The 25820-nt window shown below is 56.0% G+C and carries 26 protein-coding genes; 4 read left to right on the forward strand and 22 right to left on the reverse strand.

What is annotated here, in order from left to right; genetic code table 11:
- Positions 1–151: 151 nt before the first annotated feature.
- The 8 genes from ACTHO6_RS16020 to purC all read right to left on the reverse strand — a co-directional run bounded on the left by ACTHO6_RS16020 (position 152) and on the right by purC (position 7701).
- Positions 152–526, reverse strand: a complete 375-nt coding sequence (locus tag ACTHO6_RS16020) for a hypothetical protein (protein ID WP_440242780.1) — start codon at positions 524–526, stop codon at positions 152–154.
- A gap of 213 nt (positions 527–739) precedes the next feature.
- Positions 740–1351, reverse strand: a complete 612-nt coding sequence (purN, locus tag ACTHO6_RS16025) for a phosphoribosylglycinamide formyltransferase (RefSeq protein ID WP_440242781.1) — start codon at positions 1349–1351, stop codon at positions 740–742.
- Positions 1345–2385 (reverse strand): phosphoribosylformylglycinamidine cyclo-ligase, encoded by a 1041-nt coding sequence (gene purM / locus ACTHO6_RS16030; RefSeq protein ID WP_440242782.1) that lies wholly within the window; start codon positions 2383–2385, stop codon positions 1345–1347. The genes purN and purM overlap by 7 nt, the downstream gene beginning before the upstream one ends.
- 31 nt (positions 2386–2416) lie before the next feature.
- Positions 2417–3835: an amidophosphoribosyltransferase gene (gene purF / locus ACTHO6_RS16035; RefSeq protein ID WP_440242783.1), complete on the reverse strand. Its 1419-nt coding sequence runs from the start codon at positions 3833–3835 to the stop codon at positions 2417–2419.
- Entirely contained in the window at positions 3820–6063 is a 2244-nt protein-coding gene (gene purL, locus ACTHO6_RS16040) for a phosphoribosylformylglycinamidine synthase subunit PurL (protein ID WP_440242784.1), read from the reverse strand. Before purL ends, purF begins: the two co-directional genes overlap by 16 nt.
- A complete protein-coding gene (purQ, locus tag ACTHO6_RS16045; protein WP_440242785.1) occupies positions 6044–6736 on the reverse strand; it encodes a phosphoribosylformylglycinamidine synthase subunit PurQ in 693 nt (230 codons plus the stop codon). Before purQ ends, purL begins: the two co-directional genes overlap by 20 nt.
- A 4-nt stretch (positions 6737–6740) precedes the next feature.
- Positions 6741–6989, reverse strand: coding sequence for a phosphoribosylformylglycinamidine synthase subunit PurS (purS, locus tag ACTHO6_RS16050; RefSeq protein ID WP_440242786.1), 249 nt, complete (start codon positions 6987–6989; stop codon positions 6741–6743).
- A complete protein-coding gene (gene purC, locus ACTHO6_RS16055) occupies positions 6982–7701 on the reverse strand; it encodes a phosphoribosylaminoimidazolesuccinocarboxamide synthase (RefSeq protein WP_440242787.1) in 720 nt (239 codons plus the stop codon). Before purC ends, purS begins: the two co-directional genes overlap by 8 nt.
- Before the next feature lie 276 nt (positions 7702–7977).
- Here purC and ACTHO6_RS16060 point away from each other — a divergent pair, with 276 nt between their 5' ends.
- Positions 7978–9177 carry an iron-containing alcohol dehydrogenase gene (locus ACTHO6_RS16060; RefSeq protein WP_440242788.1) on the forward strand — a complete coding sequence of 400 codons (1200 nt, stop codon included), beginning with the start codon at positions 7978–7980 and terminating at the stop codon, positions 9175–9177.
- A 90-nt stretch (positions 9178–9267) separates the two neighbouring features.
- Positions 9268–10383, forward strand: a complete 1116-nt coding sequence (locus ACTHO6_RS16065) for an aminopeptidase (RefSeq protein WP_440242789.1) — start codon at positions 9268–9270, stop codon at positions 10381–10383.
- A 98-nt stretch (positions 10384–10481) separates the two neighbouring features.
- On the opposite strand, the gene ACTHO6_RS16070 is transcribed toward ACTHO6_RS16065, so the two are convergent.
- A complete protein-coding gene (locus tag ACTHO6_RS16070) occupies positions 10482–10844 on the reverse strand; it encodes a hypothetical protein (RefSeq protein WP_440242790.1) in 363 nt (120 codons plus the stop codon).
- A gap of 144 nt (positions 10845–10988) precedes the next feature.
- Between ACTHO6_RS16070 and ACTHO6_RS16075 the strand changes: the two genes are divergently transcribed.
- Complete coding sequence (locus ACTHO6_RS16075; protein WP_440242791.1) at positions 10989–11936, forward strand: helix-turn-helix transcriptional regulator; 948 nt, start codon at positions 10989–10991, stop codon at positions 11934–11936.
- Positions 11937–12001: 65 nt separating this feature from the next.
- Positions 12002–12523 carry a DinB family protein gene (locus ACTHO6_RS16080; RefSeq protein ID WP_440242792.1) on the forward strand — a complete coding sequence of 174 codons (522 nt, stop codon included), beginning with the start codon at positions 12002–12004 and terminating at the stop codon, positions 12521–12523.
- Here the strand turns inward: ACTHO6_RS16080 and ACTHO6_RS16085 are convergent.
- From ACTHO6_RS16085 to ACTHO6_RS16145, 13 genes are all read right to left on the reverse strand, one after another.
- Positions 12520–13311, reverse strand: coding sequence for a DUF169 domain-containing protein (locus tag ACTHO6_RS16085; RefSeq protein ID WP_440242793.1), 792 nt, complete (start codon positions 13309–13311; stop codon positions 12520–12522). The genes ACTHO6_RS16080 and ACTHO6_RS16085 overlap by 4 nt on opposite strands.
- 306 nt (positions 13312–13617) lie before the next feature.
- The gene (ggt, locus tag ACTHO6_RS16090) at positions 13618–15228 is read right to left on the reverse strand and encodes a gamma-glutamyltransferase (protein ID WP_440242794.1); all 1611 of its coding nucleotides are present in this window, start codon (positions 15226–15228) and stop codon (positions 13618–13620) included.
- A 32-nt stretch (positions 15229–15260) separates the two neighbouring features.
- Positions 15261–15791, reverse strand: coding sequence for a chromate transporter (locus tag ACTHO6_RS16095; protein WP_440242795.1), 531 nt, complete (start codon positions 15789–15791; stop codon positions 15261–15263).
- A complete protein-coding gene (locus ACTHO6_RS16100; protein WP_440242796.1) occupies positions 15788–16369 on the reverse strand; it encodes a chromate transporter in 582 nt (193 codons plus the stop codon). The genes ACTHO6_RS16095 and ACTHO6_RS16100 overlap by 4 nt, the downstream gene beginning before the upstream one ends.
- Before the next feature lie 24 nt (positions 16370–16393).
- A complete protein-coding gene (locus tag ACTHO6_RS16105) occupies positions 16394–17380 on the reverse strand; it encodes an ABC transporter ATP-binding protein (RefSeq protein WP_440242797.1) in 987 nt (328 codons plus the stop codon).
- On the reverse strand, positions 17377–18351 hold the full coding sequence (locus tag ACTHO6_RS16110) for an ABC transporter ATP-binding protein (RefSeq protein WP_440242798.1): 975 nt from the start codon (positions 18349–18351) through the stop codon (positions 17377–17379). Before ACTHO6_RS16110 ends, ACTHO6_RS16105 begins: the two co-directional genes overlap by 4 nt.
- A gap of 40 nt (positions 18352–18391) precedes the next feature.
- Positions 18392–19222: an ABC transporter permease gene (locus tag ACTHO6_RS16115; RefSeq protein WP_440242799.1), complete on the reverse strand. Its 831-nt coding sequence runs from the start codon at positions 19220–19222 to the stop codon at positions 18392–18394.
- Entirely contained in the window at positions 19222–20178 is a 957-nt protein-coding gene (locus tag ACTHO6_RS16120; protein WP_440242800.1) for an ABC transporter permease, read from the reverse strand. The genes ACTHO6_RS16115 and ACTHO6_RS16120 overlap by 1 nt, the downstream gene beginning before the upstream one ends.
- 42 nt (positions 20179–20220) lie before the next feature.
- Positions 20221–21783, reverse strand: coding sequence for an ABC transporter substrate-binding protein (locus ACTHO6_RS16125; RefSeq protein ID WP_440242801.1), 1563 nt, complete (start codon positions 21781–21783; stop codon positions 20221–20223).
- A gap of 121 nt (positions 21784–21904) precedes the next feature.
- Positions 21905–22381, reverse strand: a complete 477-nt coding sequence (locus ACTHO6_RS16130) for an Lrp/AsnC family transcriptional regulator (protein ID WP_440242802.1) — start codon at positions 22379–22381, stop codon at positions 21905–21907.
- A gap of 227 nt (positions 22382–22608) precedes the next feature.
- Complete coding sequence (locus ACTHO6_RS16135; RefSeq protein ID WP_440242803.1) at positions 22609–23079, reverse strand: nucleoside deaminase; 471 nt, start codon at positions 23077–23079, stop codon at positions 22609–22611.
- A gap of 76 nt (positions 23080–23155) precedes the next feature.
- Positions 23156–25045: an FtsX-like permease family protein gene (locus ACTHO6_RS16140; protein WP_440242804.1), complete on the reverse strand. Its 1890-nt coding sequence runs from the start codon at positions 25043–25045 to the stop codon at positions 23156–23158.
- Positions 25020–25790, reverse strand: coding sequence for an ABC transporter ATP-binding protein (locus ACTHO6_RS16145; protein ID WP_440242805.1), 771 nt, complete (start codon positions 25788–25790; stop codon positions 25020–25022). Before ACTHO6_RS16145 ends, ACTHO6_RS16140 begins: the two co-directional genes overlap by 26 nt.
- Positions 25791–25820: the final 30 nt, after the last annotated feature.

Here is a 25820-nt window from a genome sequence, read left to right on the forward strand (position 1 = left end):
AAAGCGAGAAGCACACACTAAAACACGAACATTACATCCATATTAAAACATAATTGTACGCTTTTATCAAGAGTTTCCTCAGAAAACAAACGCAGCCGCCCATGCCTGTTCGGCACTCGCGACTGCTTCATTTGCTCCCGCTGCCGGAAGCCTATCGCTTTTTTTTGCTTCCCCCAGACAGCCTCTTCACCCGCTCCGCCAGAGAAAGATGCTTGCTTTTGCCCGTAGCTTTAGCTGGTGCTGGCTTTTTCGGCTTGCTGCTTTTTGCCTTGACCTCTTTGGGAACCATCGACCCCAATTCTTCCATGGAAATCGACTTTCCGCTTTTCATTCGCTCCTTGACGCGCTCTTTTGTCTCCTCCGGCACGTCGAGTCCCATCTCAGACAGCTCATTCATCAGTTCGTCGATGTTGCCCCCGCCTTTGGGAAATTTTTGCGCGAGCTTCATAATATCGTTCAGCGTCCATTCCCGCCCTGTTCTCTTGCTTAGCTTGCCCAGCAAATCCGCAACAAAATCTCCGCTCAACTCGGCCCCTCCTCATTTCCGGCTTCTTATTACCATATGTCGGGAGGGTAATTTTGGTTTGCTTTCGTTCTTGCCAATCGTTGGCGGGCATGCGGATGCCCGGAGGGGTGCAGGAGTCAACTCGCCATCAGTGTTTTCTCCACCGTTGACAATTCGTCGGGTTCACGCAAAAAAGACCGACACCTTTATCCTGTGCCGATCTTTCTTTTGACGCTAGCCGATCACCTGAACTTGCCGTCCTGTCAGCTTGACCCGGCCTTCCGCCAGCATGCCGATGACTTCCACCAGCAGCCCGTGCTCCACCTCGTGGATGCGCGCTGCCAGCGTCTCGGCCGTGTCGTTGTCTTGCACGGCTACGGGAACCTGGGCGATGATCGGACCCGTATCGAGACCGGCATCGACCAAATGGACCGTTACCCCCGTTATCTTTACCCCGTAAGCGAGCGCCTGGCCGATCGCGTCCTTGCCTGGAAAAGCGGGCAGAAGCGACGGGTGCAGATTGATGATTTTGCCTTCGTAGGCGGACAGCAGCGTCTCGCCCACCAACCGCATGTAGCCTGCCAGCACGACCAGCGAAATCTCGCGTTTTTGCAGTTCGGCGACAATCTCCGCTTCAAACGCTGCCTTGCTGGCGTACTCCTTCGGTTGAAACACAAACGCCTCGATTCCCAATCGTTCGGCGCGCTCCAGCACCTTCGCCTGCGGCTTGTCGCAGACGAGCAGCGCGACTTCCACGCCCGGCAGCCGTCCAGCCTGAACGGCCTGCACGATCGCCTCGAAGTTGGAGCCGCTGCCTGAGGCGAAAATGGCCAGCTTTCTCACCATTCCACCCCGCTGTATACGACCTTGCGCTCACCCGCCTGGATATTTCCGATCAGGTACGGCTGCTCGCCGAGTTCTTGCAGCTTTTCCATGACGCTCGCCGCATCTGCTTCTTTCACGACCAGGATCATGCCGATGCCCATGTTGAACGTTTTGTACATGTCCGGGAAGGAAATGTTTCCGGCCTCCTGCACGAGCGAGAAGATCGGCAGGACTGGCCAGGAGCCGACGTTGATGACCGCTTGCGTGTTTTCCGGGAGCACGCGCGGGATGTTTTCCGTAAAGCCGCCGCCCGTAATGTGAGCCAACGCCTTGACCTCATGCGATTCCAGCACAGCCAATACTTGCTTCACGTAAATGCGGGTCGGCGTCAGCAGCTCCTCGCCGAGCTTTTTGCCCAGGACGTCTACATGGTCGTGCAGGGACATGCCCTTGTCAGCGAGAAGCACCTTGCGCACGAGCGAGAAGCCGTTGCTGTGTACGCCGCTCGACGCCAGCCCGATCAGCACGTCGCCTGCTGTCACGTTCGCGCCCGTAATCATTTTGCTCTCGTCGACAACCCCTACGGTAAATCCGGCAATGTCGTATTCGCCCTCGGCGTACATGCCTGGCATTTCTGCCGTCTCTCCGCCGATCAGCGAACAGCCGGACTGCGCGCAGCCTTCGGCGATTCCGCTCACAATCGCTTCGATTTTTTCCGGAATCACCTTGTCTACGGCCAGGTAATCGAGGAAAAAGAGCGGCTCCGCGCCCTGCACCACCACGTCATTGACGCACATGGCGACGGCGTCGATCCCGATTGTGTCGTGTTTGTCCATGGCAAAAGCCAGCTTCAGCTTCGTGCCTACCCCATCCGTGCCGGATACGAGAATCGGCTTTTCATATTTTTTCGTGTCCAGACGGAACAACGCTCCGAAGCCGCCCAAATCGGTCAGCACTTCGGGGCGGAATGTCCGCTTCACGTGTTTTTTCATGCGTTCGACGGCTTCGTTCCCCGCATCGATGTCGACACCCGCTTGTTTATATGCTTCACTCATCGTTTCTCCCCCTTACAAGAGGTTGCTTGTATTAGCACTTGGAGGCTGGCAGCGCCTCTTCGAATTCAATCTCGGTCGGATATTGTCCGGTAAAGCACGCGAGGCAATGCCCTTTGTTCGGAGCCGAATCCTGACGGCCAATCGCCTCGATCATTCCTTCCACCGACAGAAACGCCAAGGAATCGGCTTCAATGATCTGGCGAATTTCCTCTACGGATTTGGTCGCGGCAATCAACTCGTCGCGCGTGGAGGTGTCGATGCCGTAAAAGCACGGGTTCATGACAGGCGGAGAGCTGATGCGCACGTGCACTTCCTTGGCGCCAGCCTCGCGCAGCATGCGGACAATCCGGTTGCTCGTGGTGCCGCGCACGATCGAATCGTCGATCATGACGACGCGCTTGCCTTCGACCACCTTGCGGACCGCCGACAGCTTGAGATACACCGCTCGCTCGCGCAGCTCCTGGCTAGGCTGGATGAACGTCCGGCCCACGTACCGGTTTTTAATCAAGCCGATCTCGTACGGAATGCCTGTCGCTTCCGCAAACCCGATCGCCGCGGAAATGCTGGAGTCCGGCACGCCTGTTACGACATCGGCGTCAATGGCGGATTCCAGGGCGAGCTGTTTGCCCAGGCGTTTGCGTGCCATGTGGACGTTAATGCCGTCAATGTCGCTGTCCGGGCGGGCAAAGTAAATGTATTCGAACGTACAGATGGAACGTTGTGCCTTCTCGGTATGCCTGGTCTCGGTAATGCCGTCCTGGTCAATGACGATCATTTCTCCTGGCTGCACGTCGCGCCAATACTCGGCACCGATAATGTCGAACGCACAGGTCTCGGAGGCGACCGTCACCGCATCGCCCAGTCGGCCGAGCGACAGCGGACGCAGGCCGTTCGGATCAAGTGCGATCACGAGCTGCTTTTCGTTCATGACGAGCAGCGCGTATGCCCCCTTGATGTGTTGCAGCGCGTCTTTTACCGCGCCTGGCAGATCGGGGCGCTCGGAGCGAGCGATCAGATGCGCGATCACCTCGGTGTCGCTGGTCGTCTGGAAAATCGAGCCTTTTTTCTCCAGCTCTTTTCGCAGAACAGCCGCATTGACGAGGTTTCCGTTATGGGCAACAGCCATGCTGCCTTGCGCGTAGCGGAAAAACAGCGGCTGGGCATTTTCAATCTTGCTGGACCCGGCGGTGGTATAGCGGGTGTGGCCGATGGCGATGTGGCCGCGGAACTTTTCCAGATCGCCTTTGCCAAACGCCTCCGATACGAGTCCCATTCCCCGATGCTTATACCACTTCTCGCCGTCGGAGGCGCAGATACCTGCGCTCTCCTGACCGCGATGCTGAAGGGCGTGCAGACCAAGATAGGTCAATTGGGATGCTTCCTTGTGGTTGTAGATGCCAAAGACACCGCATTCTTCATTCAGTTTGTCCCAGATTACCCGATCAAACATGGAATCGCATCCTTCCAGGCTGCTTTCACCTCTTGAATCGAAGCGTTGATCGCTTCGGTCCCGTTCACATTCACTACCAGACGATCGCCGCCGATCGTACCGATTTTTTCAGCCGGTACCCCATGCTCACCTGCCAACGCAAGAATCGCTTCCGCCTGCTCTGGACTTGCGCTGAGCAAAATGCGGGATTGAGATTCGCTGAACAAGAGGACGTCGTTCCGCAGCTCGGAGCTAAGCTCGACTTGGGCGCCGATGCCTTTGCCGAAGCAAGACTCTGCCAGGGCCACGCCGAGACCGCCCTCGGACAGGTCGTGAGCGGAGTGGACCAAGCCTTTGCGGATCGCTGTGAGCGCGAGCTTTTGCACAGCGGCTTCCTTGTTCAGGTCGATTTGCGGAGGACGGCCGGAGATGGAGCCTGTCACGAGCTTTTGATACTCGCTGCCGCCCAGCTCTGCGAATGTTTCGCCGAGCAGGATGATCGCGTCGCCTTCGTTTTTGAAATCTTGGGTCGTAATATGGTCAACATCGGTAACCAGACCGACCATGCCGACGGTAGGAGTCGGATAGATCGCGTCACCGCTGCGTTCGTTGTAAAACGATACGTTGCCGCCGATCACAGGCGCGTCGAGTGCCACGCACGCTTCGCTCATGCCTTCGCACGCTTTCTCGAACTGCCAGAATACCTCCGGCTTTTCCGGGTTGCCGAAGTTGAGGCAATCGGTAATCGCCAGCGGCTCGGCACCGGAGCAAACGACGTTGCGAGCCGATTCCGCTACGGCGATGGCCCCGCCCACTTTCGGATCGAGGTAGACGTAGCGTCCGTTGCAGTCCGTCGTCATCGCAAGCGCTTTGCGCGTACCGCGTACCATGACTACCGCCGCGTCAGAGCCGGGCTTGACCGCTGTGTTGGCCCGCACGATGTGATCGTATTGCTCGTACACCCACGCTTTGTTGGCGACAGTCGGCTGTGCCAGTATGCTTTTCAGCGTCTCGTTCAAATCTTGCGGCTCCGGAATGGCAGCGAGCACGTCTACATGCGCGTTCGCCTCGTAGTACGCAGGTACCGCGGAAGGGCGGTGGTAGACCGGCGCGTCTTCTGCTAGGCTGTTGACCGGCACTTCTGCCACGATCTCGCCTTTGTGCAGCAGGCGCAGTTGGCCGTCACCCGTTACTTTGCCCACGACCGCAGACGCCAAGCCCCATTTGTCAAAAATCGCGATGGCTTCTGCTTCCTTGCCTTTTTCCACGACGACGAGCATGCGCTCCTGCGATTCGGACAGCATCATTTCATACGCGGACATGCCCGCTTCACGCTGCGGCACGAGGTCCAGATTCATCTCAATGCCGTTTCCTGCCTTGGACGCCATCTCGGAGCTGGAGCTGGTCAAGCCCGCCGCGCCCATGTCCTGGATTCCGACGACGATTCCGGTGTCAATCAGCTCCAGGCACGCTTCGAGCAAAAGCTTTTCCATGAACGGGTCGCCCACCTGCACCGCCGGACGCTTTTTCTCCGATTCCTCTGTCAGCTCCTCGGACGCAAACGTTGCGCCGTGAATCCCGTCGCGGCCTGTGCTTGCGCCGACGTAGATGACAGGGTTGCCGATCCCGGAGGCTACCCCTTTTTGAATTTTTTCGTGGTCGATGAGGCCCACGCACATCGCGTTGACGAGCGGGTTGCCTTCATACGTAGGGTCGAAGTTCACTTCTCCGCCCACGGTAGGAATCCCGATGCAGTTGCCGTAACCGGCGATACCGGCCACGACGTGTTCAAACAAATATTTGACGCGCGGCGTTTTCAGCTCCCCGAAGCGAAGCGAGTTGAGCAGGGCGATGGGACGCGCGCCCATGGAAAACACGTCGCGGATAATGCCGCCCACGCCAGTCGCTGCGCCCTGGTACGGCTCGATAGCCGACGGGTGGTTGTGGCTTTCGATTTTGAAAACAACGGCCTGGTTGTCGCCGATGTCCACGATCCCTGCGCCTTCGCCTGGACCTTGCAGCACGCGAGGTCCTTTTGTCGGGAACTTGCGCAGGACAGGCTTGGAGTTTTTGTACGAGCAGTGCTCAGACCACATCACGCTGTACAGACCTGTCTCTGTCCAGTTTGGCTGGCGGCCCAAAATGTTGACAACACGTTGGTATTCTTCGTCAGTCAGCCCGATTTCGCGATAGAGCTTCTGATCGGCAATTTGTTCTGCGGTCGGTTCTTTATGCGTGAGTTGTGACACTGTTTTGTTCCCTCCACGTCTTCAGGATCGAGGTAAACATGCGGCGTCCGTCATCGGAAGTCATCCATTTGTGGACAGCGCGCTCAGGGTGAGGCATCATGCCGAGCACGTTGCCGCGTTCGTTGCAAATGCCTGCGATATCGTCAATGGAACCGTTCGGGTTCTCGCCGCTGTAGCGGAAGACGATCTGCTTGCCCGCTTGCAACTTCGCAAGCGTCTCTTCGTCACAGTAGTAGTTTCCTTCGCCGTGGGCGATCGGAATCTGAATTTCTTCCCCGGCCGCGTACTCGCGGGTAAACGGGGTCTCGTTGTTTTCCACGCGCAGTCCGGAGAGCTTGCAGGCGAACTTGAGAGAGCGGTTGCGCAGAAGCGCTCCCGGCAACAGCCCTGCCTCCGTGAGGATTTGGAAGCCGTTACAGATTCCCAGCACCAGCTTGCCTTCCTCCGCTGCCTTCACCACCTGATCCATCACGGGCGAAAAGCGGGCGACGGCGCCACAGCGCAAATAGTCTCCATAGGAGAAGCCGCCCGGCAAAAGAATCGCGTCATACGCGGACAAATCCGTCTCGGAATGCCATACGTAATCAACCGGCACTCCCATTACGTCTTCAACTGCTTGATACAAATCTACGTCGGCATTGGAGCCTGGAAAGACGATCACCGCTACTCGCATGTCCTTAGCCCTCCACGATTTCAAAGCGATAGTCTTCAACCACCGTATTGGCCAACAGCTTTTCGCACATCTCACGTACACGCTCTTCCGCCTGCGCACTGTTCGCCGAGTTCAGCGTAAGCTCCATGTACTTCCCGATCCGCGCATTGTTTACTTCGTCAAAACCAAGGGTGTTCAGCGCCCCTTTTACAGCGTGGCCTTGCGGATCCAAAACGCTCTCGCGCAGCGTTACATAGACAACAGCTTTAAACATGTACGTCTCCTCCCAGTCTCTTCAGCATTTCTTGATACGCTTCTTCTACATTGCCCAAATCGCGACGGAAGCGGTCTTTGTCCAGCTTCTCTTTTGTTACCGCGTCCCAGAAACGGCATGTATCCGGGGATATTTCATCGGCGAGGAGGATCTCCCCGTTCGGCGTTTTTCCAAATTCCAGTTTAAAATCGACCAGGGTAATGTTGCGCTCGGCCAGATAAGGCACGAGAACCTCGTTCACAGCCAGGCCCATGCGCTCCAGCGTCTCCAGGTCGCTTTCGCTCGCAATTCCCAACACTTTGATATGGGAAGGGTTCACCAACGGATCGCCCAATGCGTCGTCCTTGTAGTAAAACTCGACAACCGGCTGCGGGAGAACGGTGCCCTCTTCCATGCCAAGGCGCTTGGCCAGCGAGCCTGCCGCGATATTGCGGACAACGACCTCCAACGGAATGATCTCCACTTTGCGGACAACCTGCTCGGTAGCAGACAGCAGGCGGACAAAATGGTTGTCGATGCCTTTTTCCTTTAGCATGGTGAAAAAGATAGCGGTAATACGGTTGTTCAGCTCACCTTTTCCGGTGATTTGCGCCCGTTTCTCTCCGTTGAACGCTGTGGCGTCGTCTTTATACTCTACCCAGTATTGATCCGGCTCAGATGTCCGATAAATCCGTTTCGCCTTACCTTCGTAGAGTTGTTCCTGTTTTTCCACTGTAGGAGTCACCTTCCCAGATAAAAAGGTTGAGTTGCGATTAATTCACGAACGATTCAACTACATTAAAACATAAATATACGCATTTATCAACGAAAAAAGCGTGAACACACTTCGACAAATGTTCGGGAATTATTACATGATTCCCTGCGTGCGATCATGAACATTCGCATGTGCATTTCCGCTTTCTTACCCGATTCGAGCCATTCCACCTGGGAGCTTCCTTTATGTTACACTGTCTTTGGTACAACCTACACGTGAAAGAAGGAATCGCAGATGTTTCCCTTTGAAGTATCGTTTCCTACCCATATCTACTTCGGCATGGGCGAACTTGCGCGTTTGGGCCAGGCAGCGAAAACTCTCGGCAACAAGGCACTTCTCGTCACCGGCGGCAGCGCAGCCAAGCGCACAGGTCTGCTGGAGCGCGCGACTACGCTCTTGCAGGAAGCGCAGGTAGCCTTTGTTCTTTATGACAAAATCGAACCGAATCCGCGCACCGCTTCCGTCGATGCCGGGGCAGCGCTCGCTCGCGAAGAGCAGTGCGACTTCGTGCTGGCGCTCGGCGGCGGCTCCGTCATGGATGCTGCCAAAGCGATTGCCACAACAGCGCTCTCCGGCCGTCCGATCTACGACTACATGCGCGGCAACCCGAGCGGCTCAAGCAAACGGCTGGTGCCTGTGCAGGAGGCGCTGCCCCTCCTCGCGGTGCCGACTGTGGCCGCTACCGGATCGGAAGCGAACAACATCAGCGTCCTGACCCATTGGGACACGCACGAAAAATCTTCCATTTACGGACCGGCGCTCTTCCCGAAAATCGCCATTCTCGATCCAGCCATCACCTTTACGGTTCCTGCGCGTGTCACGGCAGAAGCTTGCGCAGATATTTTTTCCCATTTGTTCGAGCCCTATCTCATCAGCGCAGACCAAACCAATGTCCAGGACGGAATCACGGAGACGCTCATTCGGCTGGTCGCCGAGCATTCCCTCACAGCCATTCATGAGCCGGATCACGAGGAAGCCCGCTCCACCCTGCTTTGGGCAAGCACGCTGGCGCTCAGTCCGTTTGCAAACGCCGGACGCGGCGCAGGCATGCCCCTGCACGGCATCGAGCACCCGTTGAGCGGAATGTACGACATGGCGCACGGGCGCGGCCTGGCGATTTTGTCCATCCCTTACTTTGAGCAGGTGATTTTGCCGCTTCGTCCGGAACGGCTGGCGCGCATGGGCCGTCACTGCTTCGGCGTCACCGAAGAGGACGACGGCGCGGCCGCACGCGCGACCATCGCCGCTGTTTCCCGCTGGTACGAGAACATGGGCATCACCGAGCGACTTTCCGACTTCGGCGTGACGGAGGACGCTTTGCCGAAAATGGCCGAAGAAGCCGTCACAATCGGCGGGCGCGGCGCAGGCTACTTGTCCAGTGCCAGAAAGCTGAACGCTGATGACGTCATCGCCATCTATCGGGCATGCTTGTAACCCTTTCGCGGAACCTACTGGCACACACCCGCTTTCCTGTGCGATAATACTATTAATAAAAAATTTTTTACTACATGGGAGGTCGTACATATGGCAGACCCACGCATCAAGGAACTGGCTAGCCGTCTCGTCCGCTATTCGCTCAACCTGCAAAAAGGGGAAAAGGTCCTCATCGAAAACACAGGCTTGCAGCCCGAGCTTGTACGCGCACTCGTACGCGAATCGTTCGCAGTCGGCGCTCTGCCGCTCGTGACGCTAAAAGACCAGGAAGTTCTGCGCGCGCTCTACCAGGGGACCAGCGAAGAACACATGGCCTTGATGGCCAAATACGAATACGAGCGCATGAAAGACATGGACGCGTACATCGCGATCCGCGCTTACGACAACATCAATGAATTCGCCGACGTTCCGGAAGACAAGATGAGCATCTACTCCCGCATCCTGTACCAGCCTGTGCATACAAACGAACGCGTGCCAAACAAGCGGTGGGTCGTTCTGCGCTACCCGAACAAGTCCATGGCGCAGCTGTCCAACATGAGCCTGGAAGGGTTCGAGGACTTCTATTTCTCCGTGTGCAACCTGGACTACGCGAAAATGTCCCAGGCCATGACTCCGCTGAAAGAGCTGATGGAGCGCACCGACCGCGTCCGCATCGTCGGGCCGAAGACAGACCTGCGCTTCTCCATCAAAGGCATCAACGCGGTCAAATGCGACGGCAAACGCAACATCCCGGACGGCGAAGTGTACACAGCGCCTGTCCGCGACTCGGTAGAGGGAACGATCTACTACAATGCGGCTTCCAACTACCACGGCATTTCCTTTACCGATGTCCAGTTCACCTTCAAGCAAGGGAAAATCGTGGAAGCGACCAGCTCCAACACAAAAGCGCTGAATGACATTCTCGACACGGACGAAGGCGCTCGCTATATCGGGGAATTTGCCATTGGCTTCAACCCGCACATCCTGCATCCGATGCTGGACATCCTGTTCGACGAGAAAATCGCCGGAAGCTTCCACTTCACGCCTGGCAACGCCTACACCGTAGCGGACAACGGAAACCGCTCTTCCATCCACTGGGATCTGGTGCAAATCCAGCGCCCGGAATACGGCGGGGGCGAAATCTGGTTCGACGACGTGCTGATCAGAAAAGACGGCCGCTTCGTCCTGCCGGAGCTGGAAGGCTTGAACCCGGAAAATCTGGTGTAACCCACCACGTCATGTTCACACGAAAAAGCCAGGGACAAGCTCCCTGGCTTTTTTCACTTGCATAAAAGACTTCACCATTGTCAGTTTGACTACACGATTTATTCAACGAGCAGTTTGTCCTCTTGTGCGTCCCACATTGCGAACAAGGAATGCAGCTCAGCCCCTGTGTAGGCACCAACTACCCTTACATTCCGATGTACCAGCTGCACGCCAACGATCACCGAGACAAACTCGTCTTCTGCCCGCAGCTTGGCTATCGTCTCCTTGTCGCCTGTGATAAAGACGAAACCCATGAGATCACTGCCATGCGGCTCTAGAGCCACTACCTCAAAGCGGTCGATTTTTCCTTCCTGTTGCAAACCTACGATGTATTGCATTGCATTGTTCAGCGTTGCCTTCGCGGCTTTTTCACGCCCTGGAATGATATCGCCCCAACCAACCAAAAGTGCACCTTTTGCCATGTTCATTCTCCTAGTATTTCAAAATGAGTATTACAATCATAATGATGAGTGACTTATACTGTCAATATTTATCATTTCGCACAACGAATTACCTGTCAGCGGTTCCGGGAACATCAGAACTACATGTGAAAAAGGGGGCCTTGCATGAACAAATCTGACCGCCTGCTAGCCATCGTGCTGGAGCTTCAGCGCAAACGCACCTTGCGTGCCGAAGATTTGGCAGCGACTTTTGAAACCAGCGTCCGAACCATTTATCGCGATATGCAAGCTTTGAGTGAAGCAGGGGTGCCCGTTATCGGATCGCCTGGGCAAGGCTACTCGCTAATGGAAGGCTTTTTTCTCCCCCCTGTACGCTTTACGGCTGAAGAAGCTGTCGCTTTGCTGATCGGTGCCGACCTGGTTGAGCAAGCTTTTGATCAAAACTACGGCAACAGCGCGCGTGACGTCCAGCGGAAAGTAGAAGCCATTTTGTCGCACGAGTTGCTTCAGGAAGTAAGCCGTATCCGTTCTACCTTTCGTCTGATCCATTTTGGCGAGCACAATCTGCGCCAGCGGGAAAAGCAATACGCGGAGCTGCTGCATCAAGCGATCTTGTCTCGGCAAAAAGTTCGCTTTCGCTATAAAAAGCACATTCCCGATCCAGACGGAAACCGTGAGAGCATTCGCGACGTTGCCCCTTACGGCCTTGTGCTGATAGGCGGCTTATGGGTACTCCTCGCTTATTGCGAACTGCGAAAAGATATTCGCAGGTTCCGCTTGACGCGCATGGACGGTCTGACAATGCTTGCAGACAGCTTTGAACTCCCGGATCACTTTTCTTTTGAAGACTACAAGCCTCCTGACAATCGCGATCTGGAAGTCCAGCTCCTCGTGCAGCCGACCCTCGCAGATCAGGTAAAAGAGGCGAAATCCTTTTATATAGAAGAGATGGAGGAAAATCCGGACGGCGTGTTGGTCAAGCTGCGGGTGCGGCATGTAGACGAAATTTTCGCCTGGGTATTGGGGCTGGGGGCAAAAGCGCTTGTCCTCGAACCGCCATCCCTCCGCGAAAAAATTCGCGAGGAAGCGGAACAATTGCTAAAACGCTACTGACATACTGTTGTCAGTAGCGTTTTTGTATGCTTATCACAAAGAAAGAATGAGGAGCTGACCAGAAGATGAATACAACGGAAATGATGCGCAGCATGGAACAAGTAACGGATTTGTACATTCAGGAGCTCGAAGCATTTGACATGGACCGTCTGCTGCAAAAGCCAAGCGAAGAGGAATGGTCCATCGGCCAGATGTACCAGCATCTGATCCAATCGGCCCTCTATATGCAACTCGCCAACATCGAAGCGTGTAGAGAAGGCGCGCCCGAAGTCATCCAGCCGGATGCCCGAATGTCTGAGGACGGGCAAGCGATCTTTGCCCAAGGCTCTTTTCCGCCTATCCGCATCCACGTTCCTGCTTCGCCCCAATATACACCCAAGCAGCCTGAGAGCAAAGAGCAGCTGCGCGACGGCTTGCGCACTGTGCTGCGCCTGATGCGAGAATTGGAGCCGACCTTGCAAAATATTCCGACACATCACAGAGTCGCACACCCTCGCTTCGGGCCTTTGAATGCGCAGGAGTGGTTTGCGCTTGTAGAGATGCACTATCGCCACCATCTGCACCAATTGAACAGGCTGAAAGGCTAGCTTTTTTCTCCGAACAGACCAGCGAGCTTTTGGTAGGTCGGCGGAAACTCTGCCTGATAGCGCAGGAAGGACGGGATCGGGTAACGTATCCCGCCTTTTTGCGTGGCTGCCAGCCCTTCCACCAGCTCGGCTGCATCGCGGAAATGAAAGCTGAACGCCATCTCGTGGTCCTGCGTCTGGGCAAACAGCCGATCCCCGTAACAAGGAACGATCACTTGCGGTTGTCCGGTCTGGATCGGCTTGATCGCAATATCGGCACAATCCGCCCTGCTGGAAAAAGTGGAAGGAATCGAGCCGCCGCGCTTATAGAGCATTCCCGCCACCAGCCGCATCACCTGTGCTGCATTTCCGTAAATGACGACCACATCCGGCTCGACCTGCGCCCGCTCCAGTGGGTACGACACGTAGTAGCCGCTTTCCTCCGCTGAAAATTTCGGGACATCCGCCTCGCTTTTCGCTCCCGTTTCCAGCGAATCTGTGTACATCCCGCAGGCGAGATGGCCCTCGGTGTAATACGCAGGCTGCTCCTCGTAGCCGAATGCCACCTGCGCGATCGGACAGGACAGGTCTGCCCCGTTCATGGCAATGCTCCAGCCATAGCGCCGCGAAAAGCCCACCGCCTGACAAATCGTGATCGCATAGCCCAAGTCCCGCAGCGGCCGCTTTGCTTTGGACGGCAGTCCCGCTTCCTCGCGCACGATCGAAATGCCCACCGGAAAGGTTTCCGTCCGCACATACGCTTGAATGGTCTGGTTCAACTCCAGGGCGCTAGCGGTATTCGTACTCATCGCACTCTCCTCCTCGCTTCGAAAAGACTGGCCTCGCTCACTCTCAAACCCGTACACAGAATTTTTCGTCTTTTCAACCCCTATGTCCTCTCTGTCCGCCTCATTTGTTTGCAAGCTTCTGACAGCGTGAGAGGGGTTTTCTGCCCCCGTTCATCGTGTTGTGTTTGCCTCAGACCTAGGGACGGAGCAGCATGTTCCATCATGAACCTAGGCAATCGCAAAAGTCGAACAGCTTCCTTCTTCTCTCGTCAAAAGCAATAATGCCGAAGCTAGGCTCCGGCATACTGGTTCACTACTCTGTTTCCCCTACCAGGCCGCAATACTGCTATCCGTCCGCATATCCGTTCCGCCGCTCAAGACGCCGTTTTCATCCCGCCAAATAATTTGGCCGCGCCCAAAGGACTGACCGAGCTGCGCCCACTTGATCGTGTGCCCTTTGCGCTCCAGCGCCTGGGCCAGATGCTCGGGGAAGTGCCGCTCCAGCTCCACCGTCTTGCCCTCCATCCACTGCCAGCGCGGTGCGTCCAGCGCCGCTTGCGGATTGAGGTGGAAGTCAATCGTGTTCATGATGACCTGCACATGGCCCTGCGGCTGCATGAAGCCGCCCATGACGCCGAACGGCCCCACCGCTTTTCCGTCTTTGGTCAAAAAGCCCGGGATAATCGTATGGAACGTTCTTTTGCCCGACTCCAGGCAATTGTCGTGGTTCGGATCGAGCGAAAAGTTGTGTCCGCGATTTTGCAGCGCGATTCCCGTTCCCGGCACGACTACGCCTGAGCCAAAACCCATGTAGTTGCTTTGGATGAAGGACACCATGTTGCCCTCGCCATCGGCAGTTGCCAAGTAGACCGTTCCGCTCGACTTCGGCTGGCCCGGCTCCGGTGTCAAGGCCTCGTCGCCGATCATGGCGCGGCGCTCGACGGCGTATTCCTCCGACAGCAGGTCTTTTACCGCCACCTTCATTTTGCTTGCTTCCGTAATGTATTTCAATCCGTCCACAAACGCCAGCTTCATCGCTTCAATCTGCTTGTGATAGGTGTCGGTTGTGTCTTTTGCCGCAAAATCGTAGCCCTTCAAAATGTTCAGCGCCATCAGGCCGATCATCCCCTGCCCGTTCGGGGGGATTTCCCACACGTCGTAGCCGCGGTAGTTGACGCTGATCGGCTGTACCCATTCCGGCTCATAGGCGGCCAGGTCCTCTTTGCGCAGATAGCCGCCGCACGCGCGGGAAAAGGCGTCGATTTTCTCGGCCAGCTCGCCGCGGTAGAAGCTCTCTCCGTTCGTCTCGGCAATTTGCCGCAGCGTGGCCGCGTGTCCCGGCGACTTCCAGATATCTCCCGCTTTTGGCACCTTGCCTTCTGGCGCAAACGTCGAGAACCAGTGGGCAAATTCTTCGCCTTTGCACGTTTGCGAGAACTTGTTATACGCCGCGTTCCAGTAGTAGGCCAGCGTCGGCGACAGCGGATAGCCGTGTTCCGCATAGTCGATGGCCGGTTGCAAAACTTCTGTCAGCGGCAAACGGCCAAAGCGCTTGGACAGAGCCGCCCAGGCAGCCGGAGCGCCTGGCACGGTCACAGGGGTCCAGCCGTACGTCGGCATCTCTTCCAGCCCTTTGGCTTTCAGCGCCGCGATGGAGATTGCTTGCGGAGCAGGGCCGCTGGCGTTCAGTCCGTGCAGCTCGTCCTTGATCCAGACGAGCGCGAACGCATCGCCGCCAATCCCGTTGGAGGTCGGCTCGACCACCGTCAGGCACGCAGCAGTCGCGATTGCCGCATCCACCGCATTGCCGCCCTTTTTCAAAATATCGAGACCTGCCTGCGCCGCGAGCGGCTGCGAGGTCGCTACCATGCCGTTTTTGGCAAATGTCGTGACACGTTTCGATGCATACGGGTATTCCATTGCGTCGTAGTTTACCATGATTGAGGCCTCCTTGTATCTGGTTGGCGTTGCTACCCGATAAAAATGAACCCATACGCCATCGCCGCTACTATTACGAAGGCCGGATGCACTTTCCATGTCTCCAGCAGCAGATACGATGCGACGGTCAAAATGCCTGTCTGTATCCAACCGATTCCTTCGACTGCCCCGAGCAAAAATTGATAGGTCATCGTTCCGAGCAGAACCGTCACGACCGGGCGAACCGATTGCGTCATGGCCTTTACCTGCGGGGCGTTGCGGAACAGGTTGATGAATTGGAGCAGAAGTATCATCGCAATCGCCGTAGGCGCAACCGTCGCCAGCAAAGCGACGGTCGCTCCCGGCACTCCCGCCACCTGATAGCCGATGTAGCCGGCCAGCTTGGTCGCGATCGGGCTTGGCAATGCATTGCCTACCGCCAGCACTTCCCCGAATTCCTTCATCGACATCCATTGGTAATGCTCGACGACCTCGTTTTGAATCAGCGGGATGCTCGGCGGCCCTCCTCCGTACCCCAAAATGTTCGAAATGAAAAAAGCCCAGAACAACTGGAAGTAAATCATGCCGCGCCCTCCTTGCTGTCCTTTTTCCTGCGCTTGCGGACAAACCAGGTGGAGTAGGCAAAGGAAACGACCAGCGCAATGCCTACGACGATGCCCGGATGCCAGTCAAGAAAGAGCAGCGCGACAAGCGACAGGCCAAGCGATAGGCTCACTCCCGTCTTGTTCGCCGCGCCCTTCCAGCCCTTGACGAGAAACTCCCACGTCAGGACGCCTGTCATGACCGCAATGACCGGGCCGATCGCCTGGATCATGCCGTAGACGCCGGGCGCATCCTTCCAGCGGTAAATGACCTGCAACAAGCCGATCATGACGAGAACGAGCGGCAGGACGACAGCGATATTCGCTACCAGTGCCCCCATCCAGCCTTTGACCCGATAGCCGATAAACGCAGCCAGCTTGGTCGCAATCGGTCCAGGCAAAGCGTTGGCGAGCGCCAGGTTGTCGGAAAAATCCTCGTCCGTCACCCACTTGTACTTTTTCACGCACTCCGTATAAAAAAGGGGAACCATCGTAGGTCCTCCTCCAAAGCCAAATATCCCGATGCGGAAAAAGGCCAGAAACAATTGCCAATACACCATTTGGTTCGTACCTCCATCCTTGCCTTAGCGGGGCAGCTCACCCGATTGCACCAGATGACAGGAGACAAGCTGGCCTCCACCGATCTCTGCCAGGCTTGGCACCTGCGTTTTGCAAACCTCTGTCGCATACGGGCAGCGCGGGTGAAACGTGCAGCCGCTTGGCGGATTGGCCGGACTCGGCAAGTCTCCGCTCAACAAAATCCGTTCCCGCTTTTCCCGCCGTTTCGCTACGGGAACAGCCGAGAGCAGCGCCCGTGTGTACGGGTGGCGCGGGTTGTCGAACAGCGCCCGTTTATCGGCAATTTCTACGACACGGCCCAAATACATCACCGCAATCCGGTCGCACAAATGCTTGACGACCGACAAATCATGCGAGATGAACATCAAGGTCAGATTGAATTCTTTTTTTAACTCCTTCAACAGATTCAGCACCTGCGACTGAATCGACACATCCAGCGCAGATACCGGCTCATCCGCGATTATCAGCTTCGGCTTGACCACAAGCGCGCGGGCAATCCCGATCCGTTGCCGCTGTCCGCCGGAAAAATCGTGCGGATGGCGGTTCAAATGTTCTTTTCGCAGACCGACCACCTGAATGATTTCCTCGATGACCCGCTCCCGCTCTTCCTTGGTTCCGATGTTGTGCACCATGAGCGATTCCAGCAAAATCTGCCTGATCGTCATCCGCGGGTTCAGCGAAGCGTACGGGTCCTGAAAAATCATTTGCAGGTCCTTGCGCATCCGGCGCATTTCTTCTTTGGGCAAGGTGGCTAAATCTTTGCCGTCAAACCAGACTTCCCCAGCCGTCGGCTCCAACAGCCGCAAAATCGTCCGGCCCGTCGTCGATTTTCCGCAGCCGGACTCCCCCACAATCCCCAGCGTCTCGCCGGGGTACACCGTCAAATCAATGCCGTCCACCGCTTTGACATGGCCGACCGTCCGCTTCAAAAAGCCGCCCTTGATCGGAAAATGCTGCTTCAACCCTTTTACTTCCAATAGAGGGGTTGTCATATCCGCTCTCCCTCCTCTGCGTACAGCCAGCACCGGCATTTTTGTCCACCCAGTTGGAACAATTCTGGCGGCTTTTCCTGACAGATCGGCAACGCCCGGGAGCAGCGCGGCGCAAAGCGGCAGCCTGCCGGCATCTGATGCGGCAACGGAACCGCGCCGGGAATCGTCTCCAAATATTCGCGCTCCTCGTTCAGCTCCGGGATGGCGTTCATCAGGCCGATCGTGTACGGATGCTTGGGGCTTTCGAACAGCGTATCCACATCGGTTTCCTCGACTACCTGCCCCGCGTACATGACGATGACGCGGTCGCACATCTCGGCCACGACGCCCAGATCGTGCGTAATCAGCATGATCGAGGTGCCCGTCTTTTCCTTCAGTTCGCGCATCAGGTCGAGTATCTGCGCCTGAATCGTCACATCGAGCGCCGTTGTTGGCTCATCGGCGATAATCAGCTTCGGATCGCACGACATCGCCATGGCGATCATCACCCGCTGCCGCATACCGCCGGACAGTTGATGGGGGAACTCCCCGTAGATTTCTTCGGCGCGCGGCATCCCGACGGCCTTGAGCATCGCAATCGCCCGCTCTTTTGCTTGTGCCTTGGAGACTTTGCGGTGCAGCATGACGGCTTCCTCAATTTGTCTGCCTACGGTGTGCAGCGGATTGAGCGAAGTCATCGGCTCCTGAAAAATCATTGCGATCTCGTTGCCGCGCACTCCTTGCATTTCTTTTTCCGACAGCTCCAGCACGTTTTTCCCCTGGAAGCGAATCGTTCCGTCTATGCTGCCGTTCGGCGGCAACAGCCGCATGATCGACAGGCTGGTGACGCTCTTGCCGCAGCCCGATTCGCCTACGACGCCGAGTGTCTCGCCGGCACGGATGGTGAAGTCGACGCCGTCAACAACATGGACGACACCGCTGTCCGTGCGAAACCGGGTTCGTAGCTGCTCTACTTCCAAGATGGTCGTCATCTGCTCCACTCCTTTTTCCTGCGTAGGCATTGATGATTTGCTATTTGCGCGAGCGCGGGTCCAGTACCTGCTGCAATCCATCCCCCAGCAAGTTGAAGCCCAGCACGACTAAAAAGATGGCAATCCCCGGATAAAACGTCGCATACGGCGCGACAGACATCAGCGTCTGCGCCTGGTTCAGCATGCTTCCCCACGAGGGCGTCGGCGGCTGCACGCCCAGCCCCAGATAGGAAAGCGAGGCTTCGGCGATAATCCCGGATGCCATCGCCAGTGTCGCCTGAATCACAATCGGGTTGAGCGCATTGGGCAAAATATGGCGGAAAATGATGCGGGCATCCTTCACGCCGACGGAACGCGCCGCTTGAATATATTCCATGTTGCGCAAAGACAGAACCTGGCCACGGGTAATCCGGATGAAGGCAGGAGCGAAACCGATCCCGATTGCCAGCATCGCGTTGCCGAAGCCGGAACCGAGCACGGCCGAGATCGCCAGCGCCAAAATCAGAAACGGAAAGGCTTGCATCGCATCGACGCTGCGCATGACCACCCACTCGTCCCAAAAGCCGCGGTAATATCCCGACAGCAACCCGATCGGCACGCCAATCAGCATGGCGATTCCTACTGAAATCAAGGCAGCTTGGATGGAAATGCGCGCCCCGTAGACGACGCGGGAGAAAATGTCCCGCCCGAGATCGTCTGTGCCAAACAAATGCTCGCCGCCCGGCGGCATCATCACTTTGTTGTAATCTTGCGCATTCGGGTCAAACGGAGCGATTTGCGGCGCGAAAAGCGCGACCACGATCAATGCAAGGATAATCACCGCTCCGATGACGCCAAGGCCGTTTCGCAGGAATTTGCGCGCGGTTTTCATCAGTCACCCGCTCCTTTCCCAGCTTTGATGCGCGGATCAATCACCGCATACAGCATATCGACAGCCAGGTTGACCAAGACGACCAGCACCGCCGAAACAAGGATGGCACCTTGTACCGTCACATAATCCCTTTTGAACACCGACTCGACAATCAGACGGCCGAAGCCCGGAATCGAGAAAATCGACTCGGTAATGACCAATCCGCCCAACAGGCCCGCGATCATCAGCCCGGAGGTCGTCACCACAGGCACCATCGCATTGCGCAGCGCATGGCCCAAAATCGTGCGCGCTTCATTCAAGCCTTTGGCCTTTGCCGTCCGGATGAAGTCCATGCTGACCACATCAAGCAACGAAGAACGCAGCATCCTCATCAGCACCGCAGACTCCCGCAGGCCGGTCGCCAAACAAGGGAGAACCATCGCCAGCACATTTTGCTTCGGATCTTCCAGAAACGGCACGTAGCCGGATGCGGGGAGCCATTGGTTGTTCACTGCAAAAAAGATAATCATCATCATGGCAAGCCAGAAGCTCGGGATGCTCATCCCGCCCAGCGCAGCAAACGTGCTCGTATAGTCCATCCACGTCCCGCGGCGCACAGCCGCCAGGATTCCCGCCGGAAAAGCAATCAGGATCGCGACGAGGAACGTTCCGATCGTCAGCTCCACCGTTGCGGGCAGCCTTTGCTTGATTAATTCAGAGACCGGCACCCGGTCCGTAATCGAGATTCCCAAATCGCCCTGCAGCACTCTTCCCAGCCAGGAAAAATACTGCACCGCGATCGGCTGGTCCAGCCCCAGCTCTGTTCGCAGTGCCTGATAGGCTTCCGGTGTCGCTTCCTGTCCTAAAATGACCCGGGCAGGATCGCCCGGGATCAAGTGGATCAAGGAGAACGTCATCAGGGACACCAGCAGGAGAATCGGGATTGTCAGCAGTAGACGCCTGACCACGAACATCATGACCATTCCTCCTTGCTTTTGCCGTTATCGTGTGTGGTCGCCTTATTGCTTGTCCAATGTGGCGGTGCGGATCAAGCCGTCCGGCACGTAGGTGAAGCCGGTCACTTTTTTGTTCATGCTGATCAGAACGTACTGGTGGTACAGGTACACATAGCCCGCCTCTTCCTGCAAGAGCTTGGTCGCTTCCTCGTACAGTGCCTTCCGCTTCGCTTCGTCCATTTCCCCGCGCGCCGCCACAACCAGCTCGTCCAGCTTCGGAATGGAGATGCGACCGTCGTTGTTGGAAGCGCCGGTGACTACGAAATCATGCAGGTTTTGGTCAGGGTCCTGACGACCGGACCAGCCCAGCTGCAAGGCATCGAATTCGCCTTTTTCGCCTGTCTCGATCAGTTGGCCGTACTCCAGCTTCTCCAGCGCTACATTGATGTTGTGCTGCTTCAGCATGCTTTGCAGCACAGCGCCGAGCTGCTCGTTTTCCGGAGAAGTGGTGATGTACAGCTTGAAGTCGAAGCCGTTCGGCTTGCCGCCCTTCGCCAGCAGCTCCTTGATCTCAGCCGCGTTTGGCGGTACAGGCGTGTTCAACTGCTCGTTGTACGCCAGACTGCCTTTCGTAAACGCGGTACGCGCAGGTGCCGCGTAGCCGTTGAACAATACTTTGACGACTGCTTCCCGGTCAATCGCGCGGTCGACCGCTTGACGCAAGTACTTGTTGTCAAACGGCGGGCGGGAGTTGTTCAAATAAAGCCCCTGGTAGCCCATTCCTGATTCGGATATCAGTTGCAGGTTGGCATCGCCTTTTACAACGGGAATTTCCTTCACAGGCGTATCGTCGATGATGTCCAGCGCGCCGGAGCGCAAGTTTTGCACCTTGGCTGTTCCGTTCGTGAACACTTTGTAGGTCACTTCGTCTACTTTTACCTCGCCGTTCCAGTAGTTTTCGTTTTTCTTCAGCGTCACGTGGTCGCCTTTTACCTGTTCCACAAAAACGAACGGGCCTGTACCAACCGGATGATTGAGGTATTGATCGCCGTGTTCCTTGACCGCTTTGGGCGACACCATGATGCCGGCACGGTCTGTCAAGACGGACAGGAACGGAGCAAACGGCTCCTTCAACTGGACTTGGACCGTGTTTTTATCGACGACCGTCACAGCGTCGACGAATTTCAGCTCGCCTTTGCGGCGGGACTTCTCGCCGGAGATGTTGCGGTCGAAGTTGAATTTGACTGCTTCGGCGTCAAACTCGGTGCCATCGTGGAACTTTACGCCTTGCTTGAGCTTTAGCGTGTAGGTTTTGCCATCCGGCGTAACCTCGTACGATTCGGCCAGCATCGGAATGATTTTGCCCTCTGCGTCAATGTCGAACAGCTTGTCGTAGAGACTCGCGTATACCTGGCGATCATAGAGAGAAGTAGAAATGCTCGGGTCCATGGATGGCGGGTCTGCTTTCAGCCCGATGTTGATGACTTTTTTGCCGGTAGCAGGCGCCGTTGCCGCGCTTCCGCTATCGCCAGTGCCTGTCCCGCTTCCTCCTCCACAGCCTGTTGCCAATAAAACCGTCCCCAGCACGGCACTGAGCATCGCTTTGCCCATCTTGGTCGAAAACATAGAATGACCCCTTTTCTCTTTCGTATTGGTGGCTCTAAACAGGAAACGACAGACCCCATTCCCAGCGGCTCATTCGTCCGATGGCATTCCCCCTTCCGAGGTGTTCGCTTCGCTTTTGGCTTTAGCGGACGAAGTTGTATTTGGATTTGAGGATTTTCAGCTCATTGATGACGTTTGTCCGAACGATGCCCGGCACTTTGTACAGCTTTTTCAGCAAAAATTCCGACAATTCTTCGTAGCTTCTGACCAAAACCTGCGTGAACAGCTGATAGTCGCCGGAGGTCAAAACGATCAGGCGAATTTCCACGATCTCGTTCAACGCGGCTACGACCTCGTCGAGCTTTTCCGCCTCGACCGCCACCTGAATGATCGCCTGGACGTGCAAGCCTGCCTTGACCGGATTGACGATGCCAACCAGACTCAGCGTCCCTTCATCCTGCAACTGCTGTACGCGCATGCGAATCGTTTTTTCCGTTACCCCGAGATCTTTGGCAATCTGGGTAAAAGGCAAGCGGGCATTTTCCTGCAGCGCCCGGATAATGCCGTAATCCGTATCGTCCAGCTCCGGATACAGAGAACGGCGGAACTTCTCCTCCATATCAACACTCCCTAATTCGTCTTGTTTATTGAAATTTTATCCTTATTACGACTAAAACTCGAAAATAGTAGCCGAATTTCGTAACGATTGTTGTTAATATAATACGAATTACAACCAGTTGCAAGTAGTATTCAGAAAATTTCTTTTTGAAAGCATTTTCATTTTTCAACGAAAAAAAGCAGCCGACTCCCGTAGCTGAAGTGGCTGCTTTTGCTGACAACAACATCTCAGTATTCGATTCGCTTTTCCGCTTGCGCCCATGCGATAAACGGCCTCCGACGATCATCCAGTGCCAATTGCCGGAAAGGAATGCTTCGCTCTTCATGCGGCAGCGCGATTTGCTCGTAAATGAAATGGTCGTCGAATCCGACGCTGGCTGCGTCTTCTTTCGTGCAGGCATAGTACACGGCCCGAGGTCTTGCCCAGTAAATCGCTCCCAAACACATCGGGCACGGCTCGCAACTCGTATACAGCTCGCAGTCGCTCAACTGAAACGTGCCCAGCTTGCGGCACGCCTCGCGAATCGCCTGCACCTCCGCATGGGCAGTCGGGTCGTTCTTCGCTGTCACTTCATTGCGGCCCCGTCCGACGATTTGCCCGTCTTTGACGATAATCGCTCCAAAAGGTCCGCCGTGGCTTTCCTTCACGTTGTGCAGAGCCAGGCTGACGGCTTCCCTCATCCACGCTTCCTGATCCATCCCTTTCCCTCCTTGCGCCTCTCTCCCCTTATCCTATGCCAGTTTGTCTGCCGGCATTAGCGAAACAAAACTGCTGTCATATCCAGTTCATCGAGCGCTTCAAATGAAACAAATACCGATTGCGAATCACCCAGAAATAGATCGCCTGCACGATCACGAAGCTGCACAGCACGATGGCTGTCGGCTTGGCGACGGATGCGACAAGCATGATCTTCAGCAGGCTTTGCAGCGACACAAACGCCACGATGCTGTGCAGGATCGCCACCAGAATCGGCACAAAGAACAACAGCGCAATCTGGATCGTCACGATTCTGGTCAGCTCGGCTTCCGTCAACCCGATCTTGGCTATCGCGCCGTACTGCCTTTTGTCGTTTTCCAGGTCCGTGTACAAACGGAAGTACAGGAAGCTCGCCGCCGCCACGAAGAACAGCACGCCCACGAACAGCCCGATGAACAGTCCCGTGTTCGCCATCTGTTTCATCTGGTGATAGACGGGCGCGCGGGCGGAAAACGAATACGTGTCCGGATCATGCCAGATCTCGTCTTCGAGCTTGAGACTGATCTCCTGCGTATCCTTCCATCGCGGGACATCGTAGGCAAAGCGCTGCTCCTCCTGCAAATCGCGCAGCTGATCGTACACGTTGTTCGGCACCACCGCCAGCCGTTCAAAGCCGATGCCGTGAATCAGCGGGTTCATCTTCGTGTCCGTTTTGACCACAAGCTCCTGCCCGCCGACTTTCAACGTCTGCTCCTCCACCGTATCGCCGAACCAGCGGAGCAGAATGAATACTTCGTTGTCCCTCACTTGCAGTTCGCGCGAACGGGCCGCCACGGCAAACCGGTTGTAATCGGACAGCTTGACCACCCCGACCGTCTCCTCATCCACCTGCTCTGGAAGCACCCGCATCGACACCTGGTACCGCTCGAAGGAAAAGCCCCCTTGCTGCAAACGGTTTTCAATGAGCTGCAAATGTTTGTCCTTGGCGGCATTCTCCGCCTTGGTCTGGTATTCGAACGCAAACGGATTCGTTTTCACGACCGTCTCCTGGATCGACCCGGCCAATGCCGCCAGCGTCCCGATCGCGCAAAAGGCGACCGTCGACACGATACACACCAGGAAAAACATGCGGGCGTTATCCTTCATCCGGTAGGAGAGATCAGACAGCGTCAACAAATTCGTGCGCCGCCAATAAATGAACCGCCGCTTCTTCAAAAATTCGAGCAGAATCACGCTAAGCTGGGTGAACAGTAAATACGTCCCGACCACCGTCAATGCCGTCACGGGCAGCACCAGCGCCACCACGTAGATGCCATCCGCCGTCAGCGCGAGTGCATAGCTCATACAAAGCAGCGCCACGGCCACGAGCGACAGCGCAATCGACGCGCTCGGCTCCCGTTTGGGGCGCCGGCTGCCCTGCAAAAGCTCCAGCAAGCTGCGGCTTCTCAGCAGCATCACCGTAAACAGCGAGATGGCGGCGAACAGGATGAGAAAAGCGACAACGGTCAGCGCAATCGCTTTCCACGGAAAATAAAAGCCCAGCGCCTTCACATCCAGCAGAAAGCCTGCGAACTGGAAAAAAAGCTTGGCCAGCACCATGCCAAGCCCGATCCCGAAAGCAATCGCGACGATCCCGATGAGCATGTTTTCCATAAAGATCAGCAGGTTTCGTTGCAGCGGCGTCATGCCGTGCATGAACAAGATTCCGAATTCCTTCTCCCGCTTTTTCAAAAACGCGCCGACGCAGTAGAAGAGAAAGAAGAACGAGAACAAAAAGATCACGTATTCCGCCACGATCATCCCGGTCGCGACCGACTCGTGAATCTCCTCGCCGACGATTCCCGGATGAAAGATAAACATGGCATAGACGAAAAAGATCATGACGGAAAACACGCTGCTCATGAAAAAGGCAGCGTAGGTGCGTTTGTTGCGCAAAACATTCTTACACGCGAATTGTCGAAAGGTCATAGGTGTTCCCTCCCAAGAACGACAGCGCGTCTATAATCTTTTGGAAAAACGCCTGGCGGTTCTCGCCCCGATACATCTCGTTGTGCAGTTGGCCGTCCTTGATAAAAATGACCCGGTGACAATAGCTGGCTGCCAGCGGATCATGCGTGACCATCATCATCGTCATCTTTTCTGTTTGATTGATCGCTTCCAGCGTTTCCATGACCGCTCGCGAAGACTTGGAGTCGAGATTGCCTGTCGGTTCGTCCGCCAGCAACAGCGAGGGAGAATGGATGATGGCGCGGGCGATCGCCGTCTTTTGGCGCTGACCGCCTGACACCTCGTATGTGCGCTTCTCCAAAATATCCTGGATCCCCAGCTTCGCGGCCACGCTGTGCAGCTTTTCCTCCATCGTCTGCACCTTCACGTTTTCCAGCGTAAGCGGCAGCACGATGTTTTCTCCGATCGTCAATGTATCGAGCAAATGGAAATCCTGAAAAACAAAGCCCAGTTCGCGGCGACGAAAGAGCGCCAGCTTGTCTTTTTTCAACAAGTGCGGATTCGTTCCATTCAAGAGAACAGTCCCGGATGTCGGAGAGTCAATGGTCGAAATCATGTTCAACAGCGTTGTTTTCCCGCTGCCTGACGGACCCATGATCCCGACAAATTCCCCTTTGCGAATGGACAAATCAATGTCCGTCAACGCGCGGTATGTGATCTTGCCTCCGTATATTTTACTCAGACTGTTCACCGCAAGCATTTCCATGCCTCTCTCCCCTTTCCGCTGACATCCCAC

Source organism: Brevibacillus sp. SAFN-007a (assembly GCF_051967035.1).
In the GTDB taxonomy this organism is placed as follows: Bacteria; Bacillota; Bacilli; order Brevibacillales; family Brevibacillaceae; genus Brevibacillus.